This is a genomic window from Nocardioides acrostichi (assembly GCF_015319165.1).
Taxonomy (GTDB): domain Bacteria; phylum Actinomycetota; class Actinomycetes; order Propionibacteriales; family Nocardioidaceae; genus Nocardioides; species Nocardioides acrostichi.
The window spans coordinates 118,441-135,822 of the sequence record NZ_JADIVZ010000012.1 but is presented as its reverse complement, the minus strand read 5'-3'; the positions used below and the strand labels follow the sequence as shown (position 1 = coordinate 135,822).

14 protein-coding genes are annotated in these 17,382 nt (G+C 71.9%); 6 read left to right on the top strand and 8 right to left on the bottom strand.

Annotated features, from left to right (window positions below; translation table 11 throughout):
• Window positions 1-916: 916 nt before the first annotated feature.
• From ISG29_RS17840 to ISG29_RS17815, 6 genes are all read right to left on the bottom strand, one after another.
• Window positions 917-1,639 (bottom strand): hypothetical protein, encoded by a 723-nt coding sequence (locus tag ISG29_RS17840; RefSeq protein ID WP_194504803.1) that lies wholly within the window; start codon window positions 1,637-1,639, stop codon window positions 917-919.
• Between the two features lie 480 nt (window positions 1,640-2,119).
• On the bottom strand, window positions 2,120-3,382 hold the full coding sequence (locus ISG29_RS17835) for a type VII secretion protein EccB (protein ID WP_194504802.1): 1,263 nt from the start codon (window positions 3,380-3,382) through the stop codon (window positions 2,120-2,122).
• Window position 3,383: 1 nt separating this feature from the next.
• Complete coding sequence (locus ISG29_RS17830; protein WP_194504801.1) at window positions 3,384-4,316, bottom strand: EsaB/YukD family protein; 933 nt, start codon at window positions 4,314-4,316, stop codon at window positions 3,384-3,386.
• A gap of 7 nt (window positions 4,317-4,323) precedes the next feature.
• Complete coding sequence (locus ISG29_RS17825) at window positions 4,324-4,632, bottom strand: WXG100 family type VII secretion target (protein ID WP_194504800.1); 309 nt, start codon at window positions 4,630-4,632, stop codon at window positions 4,324-4,326.
• A gap of 63 nt (window positions 4,633-4,695) precedes the next feature.
• Window positions 4,696-5,025, bottom strand: a complete 330-nt coding sequence (locus tag ISG29_RS17820) for a WXG100 family type VII secretion target (protein ID WP_194504799.1) — start codon at window positions 5,023-5,025, stop codon at window positions 4,696-4,698.
• Between the two features lie 181 nt (window positions 5,026-5,206).
• Window positions 5,207-6,172 (bottom strand): PDR/VanB family oxidoreductase, encoded by a 966-nt coding sequence (locus ISG29_RS17815; protein WP_328829715.1) that lies wholly within the window; start codon window positions 6,170-6,172, stop codon window positions 5,207-5,209.
• A gap of 208 nt (window positions 6,173-6,380) precedes the next feature.
• Here ISG29_RS17815 and ISG29_RS17810 point away from each other — a divergent pair, with 208 nt between their 5' ends.
• Together ISG29_RS17810 and eccCb are read left to right on the top strand one after the other, a co-directional pair.
• Complete coding sequence (locus tag ISG29_RS17810) at window positions 6,381-7,592, top strand: cytochrome P450 (RefSeq protein ID WP_194504797.1); 1,212 nt, start codon at window positions 6,381-6,383, stop codon at window positions 7,590-7,592.
• 99 nt (window positions 7,593-7,691) lie between these two features.
• On the top strand, window positions 7,692-11,510 hold the full coding sequence (gene eccCb / locus ISG29_RS17805) for a type VII secretion protein EccCb (protein WP_194504796.1): 3,819 nt from the start codon (window positions 7,692-7,694) through the stop codon (window positions 11,508-11,510).
• Here eccCb and ISG29_RS17800 read toward each other — a convergent pair.
• On the bottom strand, window positions 11,429-11,908 hold the full coding sequence (locus ISG29_RS17800) for a nuclear transport factor 2 family protein (RefSeq protein WP_194504795.1): 480 nt from the start codon (window positions 11,906-11,908) through the stop codon (window positions 11,429-11,431). The genes eccCb and ISG29_RS17800 overlap by 82 nt on opposite strands.
• A 209-nt stretch (window positions 11,909-12,117) precedes the next feature.
• Between ISG29_RS17800 and ISG29_RS17795 the strand changes: the two genes are divergently transcribed.
• Window positions 12,118-12,333 (top strand): hypothetical protein, encoded by a 216-nt coding sequence (locus ISG29_RS17795; RefSeq protein WP_194504815.1) that lies wholly within the window; start codon window positions 12,118-12,120, stop codon window positions 12,331-12,333.
• 81 nt (window positions 12,334-12,414) lie between these two features.
• The gene (locus tag ISG29_RS21110; RefSeq protein WP_194504794.1) at window positions 12,415-12,966 is read left to right on the top strand and encodes a LytR C-terminal domain-containing protein; all 552 of its coding nucleotides are present in this window, start codon (window positions 12,415-12,417) and stop codon (window positions 12,964-12,966) included.
• Here the strand turns inward: ISG29_RS21110 and ISG29_RS17785 are convergent.
• On the bottom strand, window positions 12,960-14,501 hold the full coding sequence (locus tag ISG29_RS17785; RefSeq protein WP_194504793.1) for a potassium/proton antiporter: 1,542 nt from the start codon (window positions 14,499-14,501) through the stop codon (window positions 12,960-12,962). The genes ISG29_RS21110 and ISG29_RS17785 overlap by 7 nt on opposite strands.
• A gap of 98 nt (window positions 14,502-14,599) precedes the next feature.
• Here ISG29_RS17785 and ISG29_RS17780 point away from each other — a divergent pair, with 98 nt between their 5' ends.
• Both ISG29_RS17780 and ISG29_RS17775 read left to right on the top strand, forming a co-directional pair.
• Window positions 14,600-16,093 carry an FAD-binding protein gene (locus ISG29_RS17780; RefSeq protein WP_194504792.1) on the top strand — a complete coding sequence of 498 codons (1,494 nt, stop codon included), beginning with the start codon at window positions 14,600-14,602 and terminating at the stop codon, window positions 16,091-16,093.
• 24 nt (window positions 16,094-16,117) lie between these two features.
• Window positions 16,118-17,329: a pyridoxal phosphate-dependent aminotransferase gene (locus ISG29_RS17775; protein WP_194504791.1), complete on the top strand. Its 1,212-nt coding sequence runs from the start codon at window positions 16,118-16,120 to the stop codon at window positions 17,327-17,329.
• Window positions 17,330-17,382: the final 53 nt, after the last annotated feature.

The following is a 17,382-nucleotide window of genomic DNA, read 5'->3' as shown; positions in this document are numbered from 1 at the left end:
CACCTACCGAGTGCCTTCCGCTGGGCGACCTGGAACCTTCGACAAGTCCAAGTCTTCCCTGCCCAGAGGGCACTTCGGTGTTTCTACGCGCCGAACACCACCAATCGCGGTGAACGATCGGGGTTAGTTACCTGCCGTGCCACAATAGACGTGCCCTTGCGCGAGTGGACGAAGTGGAGGCGGCATGGACCTCGAGGCGGCCATCGATGCACGGCAGATGATTTCGTTCGTTTACGACGGCCTACCGAGGCTGGTGCAACCCGCGACACTGGGCTACACGAGCACGGGGAAGTTGACGCTCCGTGGCTGCCTGGTAGGCGGCGAGAGTCGACGCAATACCCTTCCCTGTTGGGAGCTTTATACAGTCGCGAAGATGGAGGCTCCAGAACCCACGGGCGACAGCTTCGAAACTTTCCTGTGCGACGGGTACACACACAGCGACTCGGGCTTTGTGCAGATCATCGCTGAACACTGAGACGTAGCGTCGTCAACCGAAACATGGCGATCGAGCCAGTGTCGACGGGAGCACCCACGCTGGCCAACGCAGGTCACACTAGGAAAGGCGAGCGTTGGCATGACGAACTTCCAGCCAGTACGTACGACCTATGGCGACGGTCCCTGGGACGGCGCCGGCAAGTGGGTTCCGCAATGGTGCGTGAACACGCCGGCGCAGTCAGGGTCGGGAGATCACGAGGTTCACGACCTGGCTTCCACTCAGAACTGACTCCCGAAGGTCGAGCACCGCTTGTACCTCGGCACGTTTAGCGACTGCCAGGGTGCTGTGCGCGAAGCCGAGAAGACCTACTCGTGCTCGAACGGCTGCTACTACTGCGCCAACGATTGTCACACCACGTAGATTGCCGATCTCGCGCACCGATTTAACCAAGGCCGGGAGCGCCAGAAGCCGAGCCCTCGGCTACGCGTCCCCCGTTGCGGCTATCGCTTTCCACCTCGCGAGGGCGTCAGCGGAAGGCCCCCACGGGTCCTGGAGTCGAAACTGGCGTCGGCTTCGGACGCCCTCGGCCAGCTCGCGGAAGCGCGGAAGTACCTCCGCACCCCAGCCATGGGCGACCGCCCAGGTCGACAGTTGCGTCACGTCGAGGTCGTAGCCACCGTCTCGGAGAACCTGAAGAGTGCGAACGAAGTAGGCCTTCTCCTCGGCCGTGGTGAGTTCGTTATTGAGGTTGATAGTCCGCGTCATCTCCTCCATCGCCACCGTGACGACCGGATTCAGGGCTACCGTGCCGGCCGGGCGACCCAGGTCGGTTAGATCCTGCGCTGCGTGACCACCGATCCAGGTAGTCATCTCGTCTGAACTGAGCCCGAAGGCGCAGACCGACTCTAGGCCGCGAATTCGGGCAACTGCCGCGAGCGAGGGCTCGTGCGCCCACGCCACCAGCGCGGCACCAGCCTGGCTGGCTGGCAATCCACGGGTACGTGGCGTCAACACCGCGGCCCAGTTGCTTGCGTCCTCGAGCTCGCGAGAGTTCCTGACTTGGCTCGCGACGCTGAGCATGATCAGTGGCTTGCCCGGCTGCTGCTTGAGCCAATCCAGACCGAGGTGGAGAGCAGCGTGATCATCCATGCTCGCGTGAGTCGGCAGGTAATACGCATCGAAGCTGGCCGTATGCCGGGACATAAGCATAGGCTAGATCCCGACGACGCCCGACTCCAGGGTCACGTCGCTTGCTCCGCCTTGAGCACCGCCCGCCGTGCCGACGTATGACTGCACCCAAAGTGCACGCCAAGTCGCTTCCACGACCACCCGTCCGCTCGTAGGGCGACAGCCGCAGCGGTTCGCTCAGCTGGGAAGCCTGGTGTCACCGCCCGGATCTCGACTCCGTTGACGACCAACCACCGCCGCGCCGTCTCATCCCGCACCCGATACTTTCGTCCGAGACCTTAGATTGAATCCCCAGCCTTATAGTCCTCCACGAGCGAAGCCACCTGCTCCGGGTGCAACCGATGCTGCCGCTGCCGGGGCTGTGCCGGTCGCCGACCCGGCTTTACCTCTGTCTCAGGCAATCCACCAGCAACGAGATCCCCGACCTGATCCCAGGCCGATTGGTTCCACTGTTCTGTCAGTTGGACCGCCACTCAGCCCGAAGGCGCGGCGCTGTCACCGAGAAGGCGCGGTCTCCAACGAGACGCCACTCGCCAGCAGCCGCCACCACTCCTCGGGCACGGTGTCACCGGGGTGTTCCGCCAGCCCGAGCCGCGTCGCGGTGTCGCGACCGATGAGCCGATGTGACGTGCCGGTGTCGTCGACGACGTAGCGCCGACGACCGACCCGGGCGTCGGCGCCAGCGGTGGGTTGCACGTGTACCCCCGGCTCGGGGTCGGGGCTGGTGCCGAGGCGGATGGCTCCGGTGGTGGCGTCGAGCAGCAGGCACGGCGCCACCGCCACCGGCCCGGACGACGCACGGGGCCATCGCGCGGACCGCACGGTCGCTGTCCCGGAGGGGTCGACCCGGGCGGCGAGCACCGCGGCGCGCTGGTGACGCGCGGTCGGGACGAGCGTCGTCCAGACCCGCAGCTCGAAGGGGGTGAGCGGCTCTGCGCGGCCGTCGTCGCCGACGACCAGACCACCCCCGCGCACGCGTGCCCAGTCGCCCACGCTGAGTCCGGCGACAGCGGCCACGGGCGACCCCACCCGGTCGATGCCGAAGGCGGATGCCGAGAGGTCACCGCCGCGCGGCAGCAGGTCGACCCAGGCGTCGTCAACCGGCACCGGGGTCACCGAGCCGAGCAGTCGGGTGGCGACATCGGCACTGACCGCGTAGCGCAGCACGGTCGACTCCTCGGCAGGCGCGCCCACCAGCCACAGTCCCGAGGGGGCGCGCACCAGCACGCTCGCCTCGACCTCGAGTGGCTGCGCCCCCGGCACCTCGGCCACCGACAGCGCGACGCCGCCCGGCGCCGCACACGCCGTCCACGCATGCACCCAGCGCGAGGGCAGCGCGGCCGGAGCGCCGGGCAGACCGACGGGCGCACCGGGCGAGGCCGCGTCGATGGCCGACTGCGGCACCAGGCGTGGCGCGACGGCGGCATCGCCGAGGAGCAGCCGGGCGGAGGTCAGGTTCAGTACCGGGTGCAGGCCGGGCGAGGCATCCGCCGACCCGTCGAGCACCACGTAGGCGGCGCCCGAGGACTCGCTGACGACCAGTCCCGGCGAGGCCAGGTCGACCTCGCCGGGAGCGCCGTGCAGGCGATCGAGCAGCAGCCCCGCGGCGGCCAGCACCCCCGCCAGCAGCAGCCCGACCAGCGCGACCCGACCTGCACGCGGGGGCGCCACCGAGCGGGGTCCACCCGCGACCAACACCTCCACGAGACGAGCCCGCCGGTAGGCCTGGGCATCGACGAGATCGCGGCGCGTCAGCACCTCACACTCCCGGCACGAGACCGAGCGCGAGCACCAGCAGCGGCGCCAGAGCCAGCAGCGCGACCGTCTCGACGATGTCGAGCACCCGCTCGCGGACCACCCCGTTCGGCGCCCGCGAGGAGGTGGCCACGAGGAGGCCCGCGGAGGTCAGGCACAGGCCGGCGCACCAGACCCGGCCCGCGGGGTCGAGTCCGACGAGGAGCAGGGCGAGCACTCCACCGACCAGTGCCGCCGCTCGCGCGAGCGCCACCGGGGCGAGGGCGTGGTACTGGCGGCTGCGCAGGGCGAGCACCACACAGCAGCAGGCGGCGAGCGCCCAGCCGGGGGGCCCGGTGGTCGCCGCAAGGGGCGCCCCGGCCACGACGAGGATGCCCACGGCACCCGCGAGCGCGAGCCAGAGCCGCTCGGCCCACCGGGCGCGCACGGCCGTGTCGGTGGCCCGAGCGGCCGCGAGTGCCAGCGTGGGCGCCAGGTGGGCACCGAGCACGCCGAGGGTCATGAGGGTCGCCGCCACGGCAGCCGAGCCGGTGCGCGGCAGCAGCGCGAGCAACAGCCCCACCCCGGCCGGCACCACCGCGGCGGCCGGCGACGACGCGCGCGCGACGAGCGGCGTCCACTCGGGACGAGCGGAGACCGCCTCGGCGAGCGCCGCCGCCGGGTCGTCGTGCACGACGGGCGGCGCTCCAGCCGACCCCGGCACGAGGGCGAGCACGGCGCCGTCGACCACCCCCTGCTCCCCCAGCGAGCAAGGGGTGTCGAGCGGCCGGCCGGCCGTCGTCACGAGGTGGTGACCGAGGTGGGCCGAGGCGGGGTCGAGCACTCCGAGGCTGCGGGCGAGGTCGGGCAGCAGCTCGACGACCGGCACCCCGCGGGGCACGGCGACGTCGAGACGGCGAGCATCGGCCACGACGCTCACCCGCAGCAGGGAGGACATCGCCGGGTCAGCCCCCGAAGAGGGCCGCGCCGCGCGCGTCGGCGGCCCGGTAGTCCTGGTCGGCCTGCGCGACGGCCGCACTGGTGCGCGCGAGCAACCCCTTCATCTCCGCGATGGCCTGGTCCCACTGCGCCTTGGCGCGCTGGTAGGCCTCCTGGGCCGAGCCCGCCCACTGGGCCCGCAACGGGGCGAGCTCACCGTCCAGCCGGGCCAGCCGGCCCTCGATGGCCCGCACCGCGGTGGTGAGGTCCTGGGCTCCGGCCTGGAGCCCGGCGTGGTTGACGCGGATGCCGCTGGCGTCGTCGAAGCTGGTCATGTCTGTTCTCCTTCGTCTCTGGTGGTCATGGCTGGTGGTCGTGGCTGGTGGTCGCAGTGGTGCTCAGGCGCCGGGCAGGGAGCCGAGCGCGCTCTGGAGCGAGGCCATCGCGCCGCGCTGGGCGTCGTCGGTGGCCAGGTTGTCCTTCTCCGTGGTGCGCAGGTTCGCCTCGAAGCCGTCGAGGGCGGCCACGATGCGGCGCTGCTTGTCGTTCCAGGCGGCACCGAGGGCCGCGAAGGCGAGCGCCCCCTGCCCGCCCCACTGGGCCCGCATCGACTCCACGTCGGCGGCGAGCCGCTGGGAGACGAGGTCGAGGTCGACCTTCGCGTCGGCGACCATGCCGGCCGCACGGGAGAGGACTGCCTCGCCCTGTCCGTAGTCCATCGCTGTCATCGCATTTCTCCTTGGGTGGGTACGCGACGGACCCCGAGATGGTCCGTCGCAGCCGCCGCCACCTCAAGCAAACGGAGGTAAACCGACGACAACGCCACTGTGACGCAGATGCGCGAAGACTGCGGACCGTTGTCCACAGGCCCTGCCCGAGCCGGGATCCTCCCGGCCCCGCGGGTGCGGCTCAGAGGCCGACGACGAGCTTCGGGCAGGCCGCGCGGGAGACGCAGATGAACATCTTGTCGTGCAGGGCACGCTCGGCCTCGGTGAGGATGGAGTCACGATGGTCGACCTCGCCCTCGAGGACGGGTGTCTCGCAGGTGCCGCACGTGCCGTCCTGGCACGAGGAGAGGCACGAGATGCCGGCCGCCTCGATGGTCTCGAGCACCGATTCGCCGGGCTCCACCGTCACGGTGAGCCCGCTGTAGGCCAGTTCGACCTCGAAGGCGCCGTCCCACACCGGCGCGCCGACCTCGGCCGGGGCGAAGCGCTCGATGTGCACCGACCCCTCGGGCCATCGTGAAGCCTGCTCCTGGACGGCATCGAGCAGCGGTCCGGGACCGCAGGCGTAGACCAGGGCTCCCTCGCGAGGCGTGCCCACGAGGTCGGCCACGGGCAGGATCCCGACCTCGTCTTGGGGGTAGATCCGGACGACGGAGTCCCCCTCGGCCACGAGATCGTCCAGGAAGGCCATCGAGCGCCTGCTCCGCCCGCCGTAGTGCAGCTCCCACGACGAGCCGGCGGCGGTGGCCGCGGCGAGCATGGGCAGGATCGGGGTGATGCCGATGCCGCCGGCCACGAACACGTAGTGCTCGGCCGGCGCCAGGGGGAACAGGTTGCGGACCTCGCGCAGGCGCACGCGCCCGCCGGTGGTCAACTTCTGGTGCACCCAGGCCGAGCCGCCGCGGCTCTGCGGCTCGCGCAGGACCGCGATCGTGTACGAGGTGCGGTCGGCCGGGTCGCCGCACAACGAGTACTGACGGTCCAGTCCGCCCGGGAGGGCCAGATCGAGGTGGGCACCCGGCTCCCACGGCGGCAGTTCGGCGCCATCGGGGTCGTCGAGCTCGAGGACGATGACACCGGGAGCGCCGGTCTGCCGGCGCCGCACACGCAGCTCTCGATCGGCTGCGTCCTGGCTGCTGGCGGTCACGAGGGAGCCTTCCCGGTCGGGGTCGTGGCGGCGGAGCCGCGTGCCCCGCGGAATGTGACGACGGTAACGAGCAGGCTTTGAGGTGTCAACTGTCATATACCTAACGGTCATCTGTTGACAGCTATGTGTCGCCCGCCACACCATGTGGCGTAGCGCCCGGTGACCCCATCGGGCCGGGGCACCCCACTCGACACTCCGGAGCTGACGCATGACCCAGACATCGAGCACCGACGCCATGACGTCCGACTGGACCGATGCCGAGCGAGAGTTCCCGGCCGGGACGAGGTGTCCGGAGTGGATCGGGGAGGTCGGACGCCTGCGATCGGAGTGCCCGGTCGCGTACTCCGAATCCTTCGGTGGCTTCTACACCCTCACCCGGCACGAGGACGTCGTGGGGGCCGCTCGCGACTTCCGCACCTACCCCAGCCGACAGCCCTTCATCCGGCTCCCCTCCATGACCGGCATCATCCCGGGCAGCCTCAACCCGCCCGAGCACGGCGTCTACCGCCGACTGTTCAGCACCTTCTTCTCCAAGCCCCGCGTCGAGGCCATGACGCCGGTGCTGCGCGAGTACGCGGCGCAGATGATCGACGCGCTCGTCGCCCGGGGTGCAGGCGACATGGCCCGCGAGTTCTGCCAGCCCTTCCCGGCCCGTGCCCTCGCCGTCTTGCTGCAGCTCGGGGAGGGGGCCTACCAAGAGCTCCTCGGCCAGTTCGAGGCGTTCGAGGAGACCGGCTGGGATCCCGATGTGATCAACGGCGTCATCTTCAAGACGTTCAGCGAGCACATCGCCGCGGTCATGGCCAAGCGGCGAGCCGACGGCCCGATCGACCCCGAGTCCGACGTGCTCAGTGGCGCCATGTGCATGGAGGTCGATGGCGAGCCGCTCTCCGACGAGTCGGTCATCGCCATCGGGGTCAGCCTCATCGGCGCCGGTCACGCCACCACCGCCGACGCCCTCAGCACGATGATGTACCGCCTGGGCTGCGACCCCTACCTGCAGGCGCGACTGCGCGCGGAGCCGCACCTGATCCCGAGCGCCGTCGAGGAACTGTTGCGACTCGACGCACCGCTGCCCGAGGTCGGTCGCGACGTGGCGGCCGACGTCGACCTGCACGGCACCGCGATCCCGAGCGGTGCGCTGCTCGCCCTGAACCTGAGCGCAGCCAACTACGACCCCGACGTCTTCGAGCACCCCGAGGCCTGCATCGTCGAGCGCAGCCCCAACCGTCACCTCTCCTTCGGGCACGGTCCGCATCAATGCGCCGGAGCCCCCATGGCCCGGGTCGAGCTGGCGGTCGCCCTCGAGGAACTGCTCGCCCGCACCGCGAGCTTCGAGATCAGCGGGCCCGTCCAACGGGTTCCCGGCATGCTGCTCAACGGCTTCATCTCGCTGCCTATGACCTTCCGCGCCAGCTAGGGGCACCCGGCCCTGCCGGGCAGACGGCCCCGGATCGGTTCTCCACAGGCACCGCGCCGGGGCCGTGCGCGTCGCGCTCGAACCGGGCACGGTGGGTCCATGACCCGTCCCGCGACCGCACCCCGGGCCGACCCCCTCGTCCTCCCGGCGGTCCCCGACCTCGCGCCGGCCGAGGGAGCCGGCGGACTGGTCGCCAACGCGCTGCCGATGCTCGGCAGCATGGGCTCGATCGCGCTGGTCGCCTCGAGCGCCGGATCCGGCGGCGACCCGACCCGCAGCTACCTCGCGGCCGGCATGTTCCTGCTCGCCACTCTCGGTTTCGTGGTCGTGCAGATCGATCGGCAACGCTCGCGGCGCGCGGCGGGCATCAGCGAGGCCCGCGCCGGCTACCAGGCCGAGTTGGACGACGCCCGGCACCGCGTGCGGGCGGCCGCCGGCACCCAGCGAGAGGAGGCGCTGCGACGGTGCCCCGCGCCCTCCGCACTCCCCACCGCACTGACCGGGGGCTGGCCCGCCCGGGGTGAGCACCGAGCCCGCATCGGCACCCACGCCGAGCCGCTGCACCTGCCCCTCGTCGCCCCACCCCCACGCCACAGCACCGACCCCGCGCTGGCCGACGCCGGCGCCCGCCTCGTGCAGGCACACCGTCTGGTGCCCGACCTCCCCTTCGCCCTCGACCTGACCGGAGTGCGCAGCCTGCAGGTCGCCGGCCCACCCGCGGCGGTCCGCGACCTGATGCGGGCCCTGGTGTGCTCGGCCGCGGCCGAGTGCACCCCGCAGCAGCTCGCGGTCGGCCTGCTGGGCACCGTCGAGACCGTCCCCGCCTGGGGGTGGCTCACCTGGTTGCCGCACGCCCACAGCGCCACCTCGGCCGACGACGCAGGCCCCGTGCGGCTGGTCGCCGCCACCGACGACGACCGCGGCCTGGCACCGCTCGCCGACCTGCTGGCCGACGAGGGTCCGCCGGCCCTGCTCGTCGTCGACGGCGCCGCGACGTCCGGACTCACCGCCCACCTGCCTGACCGGGTCGCGGTGCTCGAGGCGAGCGCCGCGTCGCGTCCCCTCACCGGGCCCGACCAGGTGCGCATCACCCTCGACGGCACCCTGGGGCGGGTCGAGCGCCTTCGCACGGAGCCGGTGGAGTTCGCCCCCGATACCTGCCCCACCACCGTCGCGGAGGCGGTCGCCCGCCGACTCCTGGCGCGGTACGACGACGACGCGCCCGCCTCGACCGGCCCGACCGTCGACGTGCTCGCCCAGCTCAACCTCGCGAGCCCGGCCGCCCTCGACCCGGCCGCTGCCTGGCGGCACCGCGAGGGAGCCGACCGACTGCGGGTGCCCCTCGGCGTCGACGACAGCGGTGCCGCCGTCCATCTCGACCTCAAGGAGTCGGCGCAGGGCGGGATGGGTCCGCACGGGCTGGTCGTCGGGGCCACCGGCTCGGGCAAGTCCGAGCTGCTACGCACCCTCGTGCTCGGCCTGGCCGCCACGCACTCCCCCGAGCAGCTGTCGCTGGTGTTGGTCGACTTCAAGGGCGGCGCCACGTTCGCGGGCCTGGGCGACCTGCCGCACTGCTCCGCGGTCATCACCAACCTGGCCGACGAGCTCGACCTGGTCGAGCGCATGGACGACGCCCTCACCGGCGAGCTCGTGCGGCGTCAGGAGCTGCTCCGAGCTGCCGGCCACCTCTCCTCGGTCACCGAGTACGAGCAGCGGCGACTCGGCGGGGCCGACCTCGAACCGCTGCCCGCACTGTTGCTCGTCGTCGACGAGTTCGCCGAACTGCTCACCGTCCGGCCGGCGATGGTCGAGACGTTCAACGCCATCGGACGCCTCGGCCGCTCGCTCGGCCTCCACCTGCTGCTGGCCAGCCAGCGGCTGGAGGAGGGGCGGCTACGCGGTTTGGAGTCCCACCTCTCCTACCGCATCGGGCTGCGCACCTTCGGGGCCGCCGACTCCCGCGCCGTGCTCGGCGTGCCCGACGCCCACGAACTGCCCGCCGTGCCCGGCCTGGGCTACCTGCGCGCCGACCCCACCACGCTGGTGCGGTTCACCAGCGCCTACGTCTCCGGCCCGGTGCGCACCCCCGAGGGGACGAGCGCGCCACCACCCGGCCGAACCACCCTCACTCCGTTCACCCTGACCCGCGAGGGGTCGCATATCGTCACCCGAGGGGTCGAGAATCCTCGCCCGAAGGGCCGCTCCGGTGCCGCACCCTCGCTCCTGGAGACCGCCGTCGCGCGGATGCGTGGCCACGGCAGACCCGCCCACCGCATCTGGCTGCCGCCCCTGCAACGCTCCCCCGCCCTCGCCGACCTGCTCGCGCCCGTCAGCACGCCCGACCGCGGTCTGCACACCCCCACGAGTCCGGACGACGCCCTCGTGGTGCCGATCGGCGTCGTCGACCGGCCGCGGGAGCAGCGTCGCGACACCCTCACGGTCGACCTGCGCGGCGCGAACGGGCACCTCGCGGTCGTCGGCGGCCCACGCAGCGGCGTCAGCACCGCTCTGCGCACCGTGCTCACCGGACTCGCGCTCACCCACACCCCGCAACGGCTGCGCTGCTACGTGCTCGATCTCGGCGGCGACCTCGGCGGCCTCGCGCACCTGCCGCACGTCTCGGGGGTCGCCACCCGCTCCGAGCCGGACGTCGCACGCCGCGTCGTCGCCGAGGTCACCGCCCTGCTCGAACGTCGCGAGCGCGGCGCCGACCCACGGTCCGACCGTGTCGTCGTCGTGGTCGACGGCTGGGGAGTGCTGCGCACCGAGCTGACCGACCTCGAGGAGCCCCTCACCGACCTCGCCGCCCGCGGCCTGCGCTGCGGCGTGCACGTGCTCATCGGAGCCCGCCGCTGGGCGGACCTGCGACCCCAGACCCGCGACCTGGTCGGCAGCACCGTCGAGCTGCGACTGGGCGACCCCCTCACCTCCGAGTGCGACCGGCGCTCGGCCGAGAAGGTGCCCGCCGACGCGCCCGGCCGCGGCATCACCCACGAGGGCCACCACCTGCTCATCGCCCGGCCCTCGGCACCTGACGGCTCGGATCTGGCCGAGGCCGTGGCGGCGTCCTGGCCGGGCGAGCCCGCACCGCCGCTGCGCCTACTGCCCGCCCGCGTCTCCCTCGCAGAGGTCCGGGCCCAGACCCCGCGGAGCCGGGGGCTGCTGCTCGGCGTCGACGAGCAGCACCTCGCACCGGTCGAGCTCGATCCCGACCGCGACGGCCACCTGCTGGTGCTCGGCGACTCCGGCGCGGGCAAGACGAACCTGCTGCGCACGCTCGCGCACGAGGTGGCCCGCACTCGACCCGACTCCGCGCGGCTCGTCGTGATCGACCCGCGTCGCACCCTGCTGGGCGATCTGCCGCAGACCCAGGTGCTGCACCACCTCTCGACCGCGCAGCGGGCGAGCGCAGCGCTCACCGACCTGGCCGGCTACCTCGAGGCCAGGCTCCCCGGCCCCGAGGTCACGCCCGTTGAGCTGAAGCGGCGCTCGTGGTGGCGCGGCGCCGAGGTGTACGTGCTGGTCGACGACCACGACCTGGTCGCGGCCGGGGCACACGCACCGTCACCGCTGGCGCCGCTCGTGCCGCTGCTCGCCCATGGACGCGACGTGGGCCTGCATGTGGTGGTCGCCCGGCGTAGTGCCGGTGCGGCGCGGGCGCTGCACGACCCGCTGCTCCAGACCGTGCGTGATCTGGGCTCGCCCACCCTCCTGCTCTCCGGCGACCCGCAGGAGGGCCCGCTCGCGGGCGCCGTGCGCGCCGAGCGGATGCCGCCCGGCCGAGCCCGGCTCGTGACGCGGGACGGCTCGGGCGTCGTCCAGCTCGCGTGGACCGATCAGCCCTCGGAGGACGAAGCGCCCCAGGTGTCCGCCACCTTCGCCGACGGCCAGTCGGCGAGGTCGAGCGTGAGCTCGTAGGTGCGCCGGTAGCCGGTGTGGGAGACCCGCCAGCCGTCGTCGGTGCGCACGTAGTCGTCCTCGTAGAAGGCCGCGCCCTCGAGCAGGTAGTTCATCGCCGGCACCAGCACCCGGTCGCGCAGGTACCAGCGACCGTGCGCGCGGGCGCCGTCGATCGTGATCTCGGGGTGGTGCACCTGGTGCTCGGTGATGAGACCGGCCCCGAGGTTCGTGCGCATGTAGTCGACGAGCGCGGCCCGGTCGGCGAAGTCCAGCCCGGCGTAGTCGGCGGTGACGTCGGGGGTGAAGCACGCCTCGAAGGCGTCCCAGTCCTTGGTGTCGAGGGTGCGCAGGTAGCGGTACTTCAGCTGCTTGATCGCCTCGAGGTCGACGAGGAGGGCAGGAGTCAGTTCGTCCATCTCGGCACCGTAGCGCCCGCTGTGACGAGCGCCACGGCAGTCGCCTAGATCACATGCGCCCCGGGGCATCGGAAAACTGTCCGTAACGCGTCATCAATCAACTGGCCACACCCCCCGCCGATGATGGTGTTACCGCTAAACCAAGGCGCTGATCCGGCGCCGCCACCATCGGTCACCACCCCGTGCCCCTCCCGCCCCCAGGAGCAGCCATGAGCAACCGCACCCCGGCCACCCGGCACCTCACCCAGGTGCCCCCCACGATCGCCCGCGCCGAAGAGAGCCTGGACCCGCGCCAGGACCAGCGCCGTGCCCTGCGGCTGCGCCACAGCAGCCAGATCTCGAGCCTGATGTCGCAGCGCGACGACCTGCGCGGCGTCTCCGCGCTCGCCGACATCGTCGTCGACGCCGTCCGCTGGACCGCCTGACCCAGGTCACCCCGGAGACGTTCCCCGGGCCCACCCACCGGCGCGAGGCCGGCCACGCGTACCTCCTTTAGAATCCGACGCGTGGACGACCTCTCGCCGGCGGCACGTTCGGCCCTGACGCTGGCCGTGCTGGCCCTGCTCGTCGTCATCGGTCTGGTCTGGGGTCTCTCCAAGGTCACCGCCCCGCTGCCCGGCCTCTCCTCGGGCAGCAGTGATGCCTGCTCCCCCCTCGACGTCGCGAAGGGCGATGTCGTGAGGCCCGGCATGGTGCAGGTCAGCGTCTACAACGCCGGCACCCGCAACGGCCTGGCCGGCGACGTCATGGACGCCCTCGTCGAGCGAGGCTTCGTCGAGGGCAACGTGGGCGACGCTCCCGACGACGCGGACGTCGCGAAGATCCAGATCTGGGCCGACGACAAGTCGGATCCGGCCGTGCAGTTGCTGCGCCGTCAGATCGCCGGCCCCGCCCCCATCACCGACCGCGCCGCAGATGTCGGCGGCACCGGTGTCGTGCTCGTGGTCGGCGACGCCTTCGGCCAGTTGGGTGACGTGACAGCCAAGGTCACGGCGAAGACGGGCGCCACCCTCTGCCAGCCCGTGGCGAAGAGCACGAAGGGCCCGAGCGCTCAGTGACCGCGGCGTCGTCCGGAACGGGACGACGGCACCCCGGTCGCGTCCGGGCCGAGCCAACGCGCCAGCCGGCCCCCGCGACTGACCTCACGCAACCTGGTCTCGGTGCGCTCGCGCACCGCCCGCGGCGTGACCAGCAGCAGGTGGTCACCGTGCCGCAGCACGGTGCGGTACTCCGGCACGAACGTCGCGTCGCCGCGGATCACCAGCGACACCGATGCGCCCTGCGGGAGTCGGAGCTCGCCGACCTCGACGCCGTGCATGCGTGAGCGGGGGCTGATGGTGACCTGGAGCAGGTCGGCGGCCACCCGCTCCAGCGGCGCGGCCTCGACGTCGATGTCGCGAGGCTCGGAGCGCCGGGCCACCTTGAGCACGCGCGCAGCGAACGGAAGGGTCGGGCCGGTGACGATCGTGTAGACCACGACCATCACGAACACGATGTCGAAGAGCTTGGTGGCACCGTCGATGCCCTCCGCCAGCGGGATGGTCGTGAGCACGATCGGGACGGCGCCGCGCAGGCCGGCCCAGGAGAGGAAGGTCAGCTCGCGCCAGGGCATCGGCTGCACGATCGCGCTCACTGCGACCGACACCGGGCGGGCCACGACGGTGAGCAGGAAACCGGCCGCCAGGGCCAGACCAACGGTCGAGGCGGTGATGCGCCCGGGTGAGAGCAGCAGTCCGAGCATGACGAACAGCCCGATCTGGGCCAGCCACGCGACGCCCTCGGCGAAGGATCGGGTGGCCCCGCGGTGCGGCAGCTCGGAGTTGCCGAGCACCAGCGCGGCCACGTAGACGGCGGCGAATCCGCTGCCGTGCACGGCCGCGGCGCCGCCGTACCCCACGAAGGTCAGGCAGAGCACGGCCAGTGGATAGAGGCCGGCCGTCGGCAGCGCCGCGCGACGCATCAGCCACGCGCCGCCGAAGCCGGCCAGCAGGCCGAACGCGACACCGGCGAGCAACTCGCCCACGATGATGCCGCCGATCAGCCACCAGGGGTGGTCGCCCACGGCGCCCGCCGAGACGAGCGTCACGAGCACCACCGTGGGCGCGTCGTTGAGACCCGACTCCGCCTCGAGCGCACCCAGCAGCCGTCGTGGCAGGGGCACGACCCGCAGCACCGAGAACACGGCCGCGGCGTCGGTGGGTGAGCACACGGCACCCAGCAGCACGGCGATCTGCCACTCCAGCCCGAGCAGATAGTGGCCGCCCACGGCCACGACGCTCACCGAGACCGCGATGCCGACGGTGGCCAACGACAACCCCAGCCGCATCGAGGGCTTCGCCTCGCGCCACGACGTGGTCAGACCGCCCTCGGCCAGGATGATCGCGAGGGCGGCGAACCCGAGCGCGTGTGCGAGCTCGGCGTCCTCGAACCCGATGCCCAGCCCGGCGTCGCCGAGCACCACGCCCATGAGCAGGTAGACCAGCAGCGAGGGCAGGCCCGCGCGCGAGGAGACGCGCACCGCGAGGATGGCCAGGAGCGTGACGAGAGACCCGACCAGCACGAACTGGTCGAGCTGTTCCACGTCGAAGGTCATCTCACCCCTGGCGCGCTGTTTTCAGCCGAGTGGTGAGTCTATCGGTCTCCTGAGACGAGCACGTTTCGTGAGACTGGAACGTGTTCTAGATTGGGAGCATGAGCGACACCCCCGCCGGCCTCGTGCTGCCCGACGTCCTGCCCGCCACCGCCCTCGACGGGGCCGAGTCCTACGACGTCGTCGTCGTCGGTTTCGGCATCGCCGGCGGCTGCGCGGCTCTGGAGGCGGCCCGGGCGGGTGCCCGCACGCTGCTGCTCGAGCGGGCGGCCGTGCACGGCGGTACCACGTGCATGGCCGGCGGCCACTTCTACCTCGGCGGCGGCACCGCGGTGCAGCGGGCGACCGGTCACGACGACAGCGCCGAGGAGATGTACAAGTACATCGTCGCCAACTCCCGCTACCCCGAGCACGACAAGATCCGGGCCTACTGCGAGGGCAGCGTCGAGCACTTCGAGTGGGTCGAGAGCCTCGGGTTCGAGTTCGAGCGCTCCTACTTCCCCGGCAAGGCCGTGATCCAGCCACAGACCCAGGGGCTGATGTTCACCGGCAACGAGAAGGTGCACCCCTACCGCGACCAGGCCGTGCCCGCGCCGCGCGGTCACAAGGTGCCGGTGCCCGGCGACACCCAGGGCGCCTCGATGGTGATGGACCTGCTGCGCGACCGCTGCGAGGAGGCCGGCGTCGAGGTGCGCTACGAGACCGGCGCCACCAACCTCGTCACCGACGAGAACGGCGATGTCGTGGGCGTGGCCTGGAAGAGGTTCGGCGAGACGGGCGTCGTGGCCACCCCGGCGGTGGTGGTCGCGGCCGGTGGGTTCGTCATGAACCCCGACATGGTCGCCGAGTACACCCCGGCGCTGGCGCAGAACCTCTTCACCCTCGGCTCCACCTACGACGACGGGCTGGGCCTGCGCCTGGGCGAGTCGGTCGGGGTCGAGCTCAAGCACATGAGCGAGCCGTTCATCACCGCGCCGTTCTACCCGCCGTCGTCCTTCGTCAAAGCCCTGGTGGTCAATAAGGACGCCGAGCGGTTCGTCGCCGAGGACTCCTACCACGCGCGCACCTCCTACTACGTCATGCAGCAGCGCGACTCCGCCGCCTACCTCATCGCCGACTCCGAGCACATGGAGGAGCAGACGATGCCCCTGGTGAAGTTCGTCGACGGCTACGAGACGCTGGAGGAGATGGAGGCCGCGCTCGGCATGCCCGAGGGCAAGCTCGTCGCCACGATCGAGCGCTACAACGAATACGCGGCGCAGGGCGAGGATCCCGACTTCCACAAGCACCCCGACTGGCTGGCCCCGCAGAGCACCGGCCCGTGGGGCGTGTACTCGCTGACCCTCGGTGAGGCGATGTACGCCGGCTTCACCCTGGGTGGCATGGCCTGCTCGGTCGACGGCGAGGCGCTGCGCGCCGACGGCTCGGTGGTGCGCGGTCTCTACGCCGCGGGCGCCTGCGCGGCCAACATCGCCGTCGACGGTCAGAGCTATTGCTCGGGCACCCAGCTCGGCGAGGGCTCCTTCTTCGGACGCCGCGCCGGCTCGCACGCCGCGGCCCGAGCAGCGGCGGGAGCGGCGGCGTCCGCCTCGTGAACCGGCCTTTGTAGCGTCGGACCCATGACCGACCCCCGCTGGCTCGCGGCCAGCCGCGCGAACGTGCCGCCGTTCCACGTGATGGACATCCTCGAAGCGGCCGGACGGCGCCAGCGCACCCACGGCGACCTGGTCAACCTCGTCGCGGGTCAGCCGAGCACGGGCGCTCCCGCACCGGTGGCGGCCGAGGCGGTACGACTGCTCCGTTCCGGCGACCCGCTCGGGTACACCCCGGCCACCGGCATCGTCGAGCTGCGCGAGCAGATCGCGGGCCACCATCGGCGCACCTACGGCATCGAGGTCGACGCCGACGACGTGGTCGTCACCACCGGCAGCAGCGGCGGCTTCCTGCTCGCGTTCCTCGCGGCCTTCGAGGTGGGCGACCGGGTCGCCATCGCCCGGCCCGGCTATCCCTGCTACCGCAACGTGCTCACGGCGCTCGGGTGCGAGGTGGTGGAGATCCCCACGGGTCCGGAGAACCGGTTCCAGCCCACGCTCGAGCAGCTCGACGAGGTGCATGCGGCCACCGGAGGCATCCGAGGCCTGGTGGTGGCGAGCCCGGCCAACCCGACCGGCACCATGCTCATGCCCCAAGAGCTCGCGGGTCTGGCGCGCTGGTGCGAGCAGCACGACGTGCAGCTGATCAGCGACGAGATCTACCACGGCATCGAGTTCGCGCCGCTCGACGGCGAGCCACGGCTGGCCCGCTCGGCCTGGGAGACCAGCCGCGAGGCGGTCGTGTTCGCCTCGTTCAGCAAGTACTTCTCGATGACCGGCTGGCGGATCGGCTGGATGCTGGTGCCGGCGAGGCTGCGCCGGGCCGTCGACGTACTCACCGGCAACTTCACGATCTGCCCGCCGGTGCTCGCCCAGCGCGCCTGCCTGGCCGCGTTCGACGACGAGACCTATGCCGAGCTGGACTCCCACGTGGTGCGGTACGCCGCGAATCGGCGGCTGCTGCTCGAGGGCCTCGGCGAGCTCGGCCTGACTCGACTGGCACCGGCCGACGGCGCCTTCTACGCCTACGCCGACGTCGGTCACGTCATCGACGCCGGCGTCGCTCCCGACACCATGGCCCTCGCACACCGGCTGCTCGCCGAGACCGGGGTCGCCACCGCCCCGGGCATCGACTTCGACACCCTCGACGGCGGCCGGTTCCTGCGGTTCAGCTTCGCCGGCTCCCTCGACGACGTGGCCACCGGGCTCGCCCGGATGGCCCCGCTGCTCACCGGCTGACCCGACGGCTGACCCGACGACTGGCCCGACGGCTGACCCGACGGCGCAGTCGA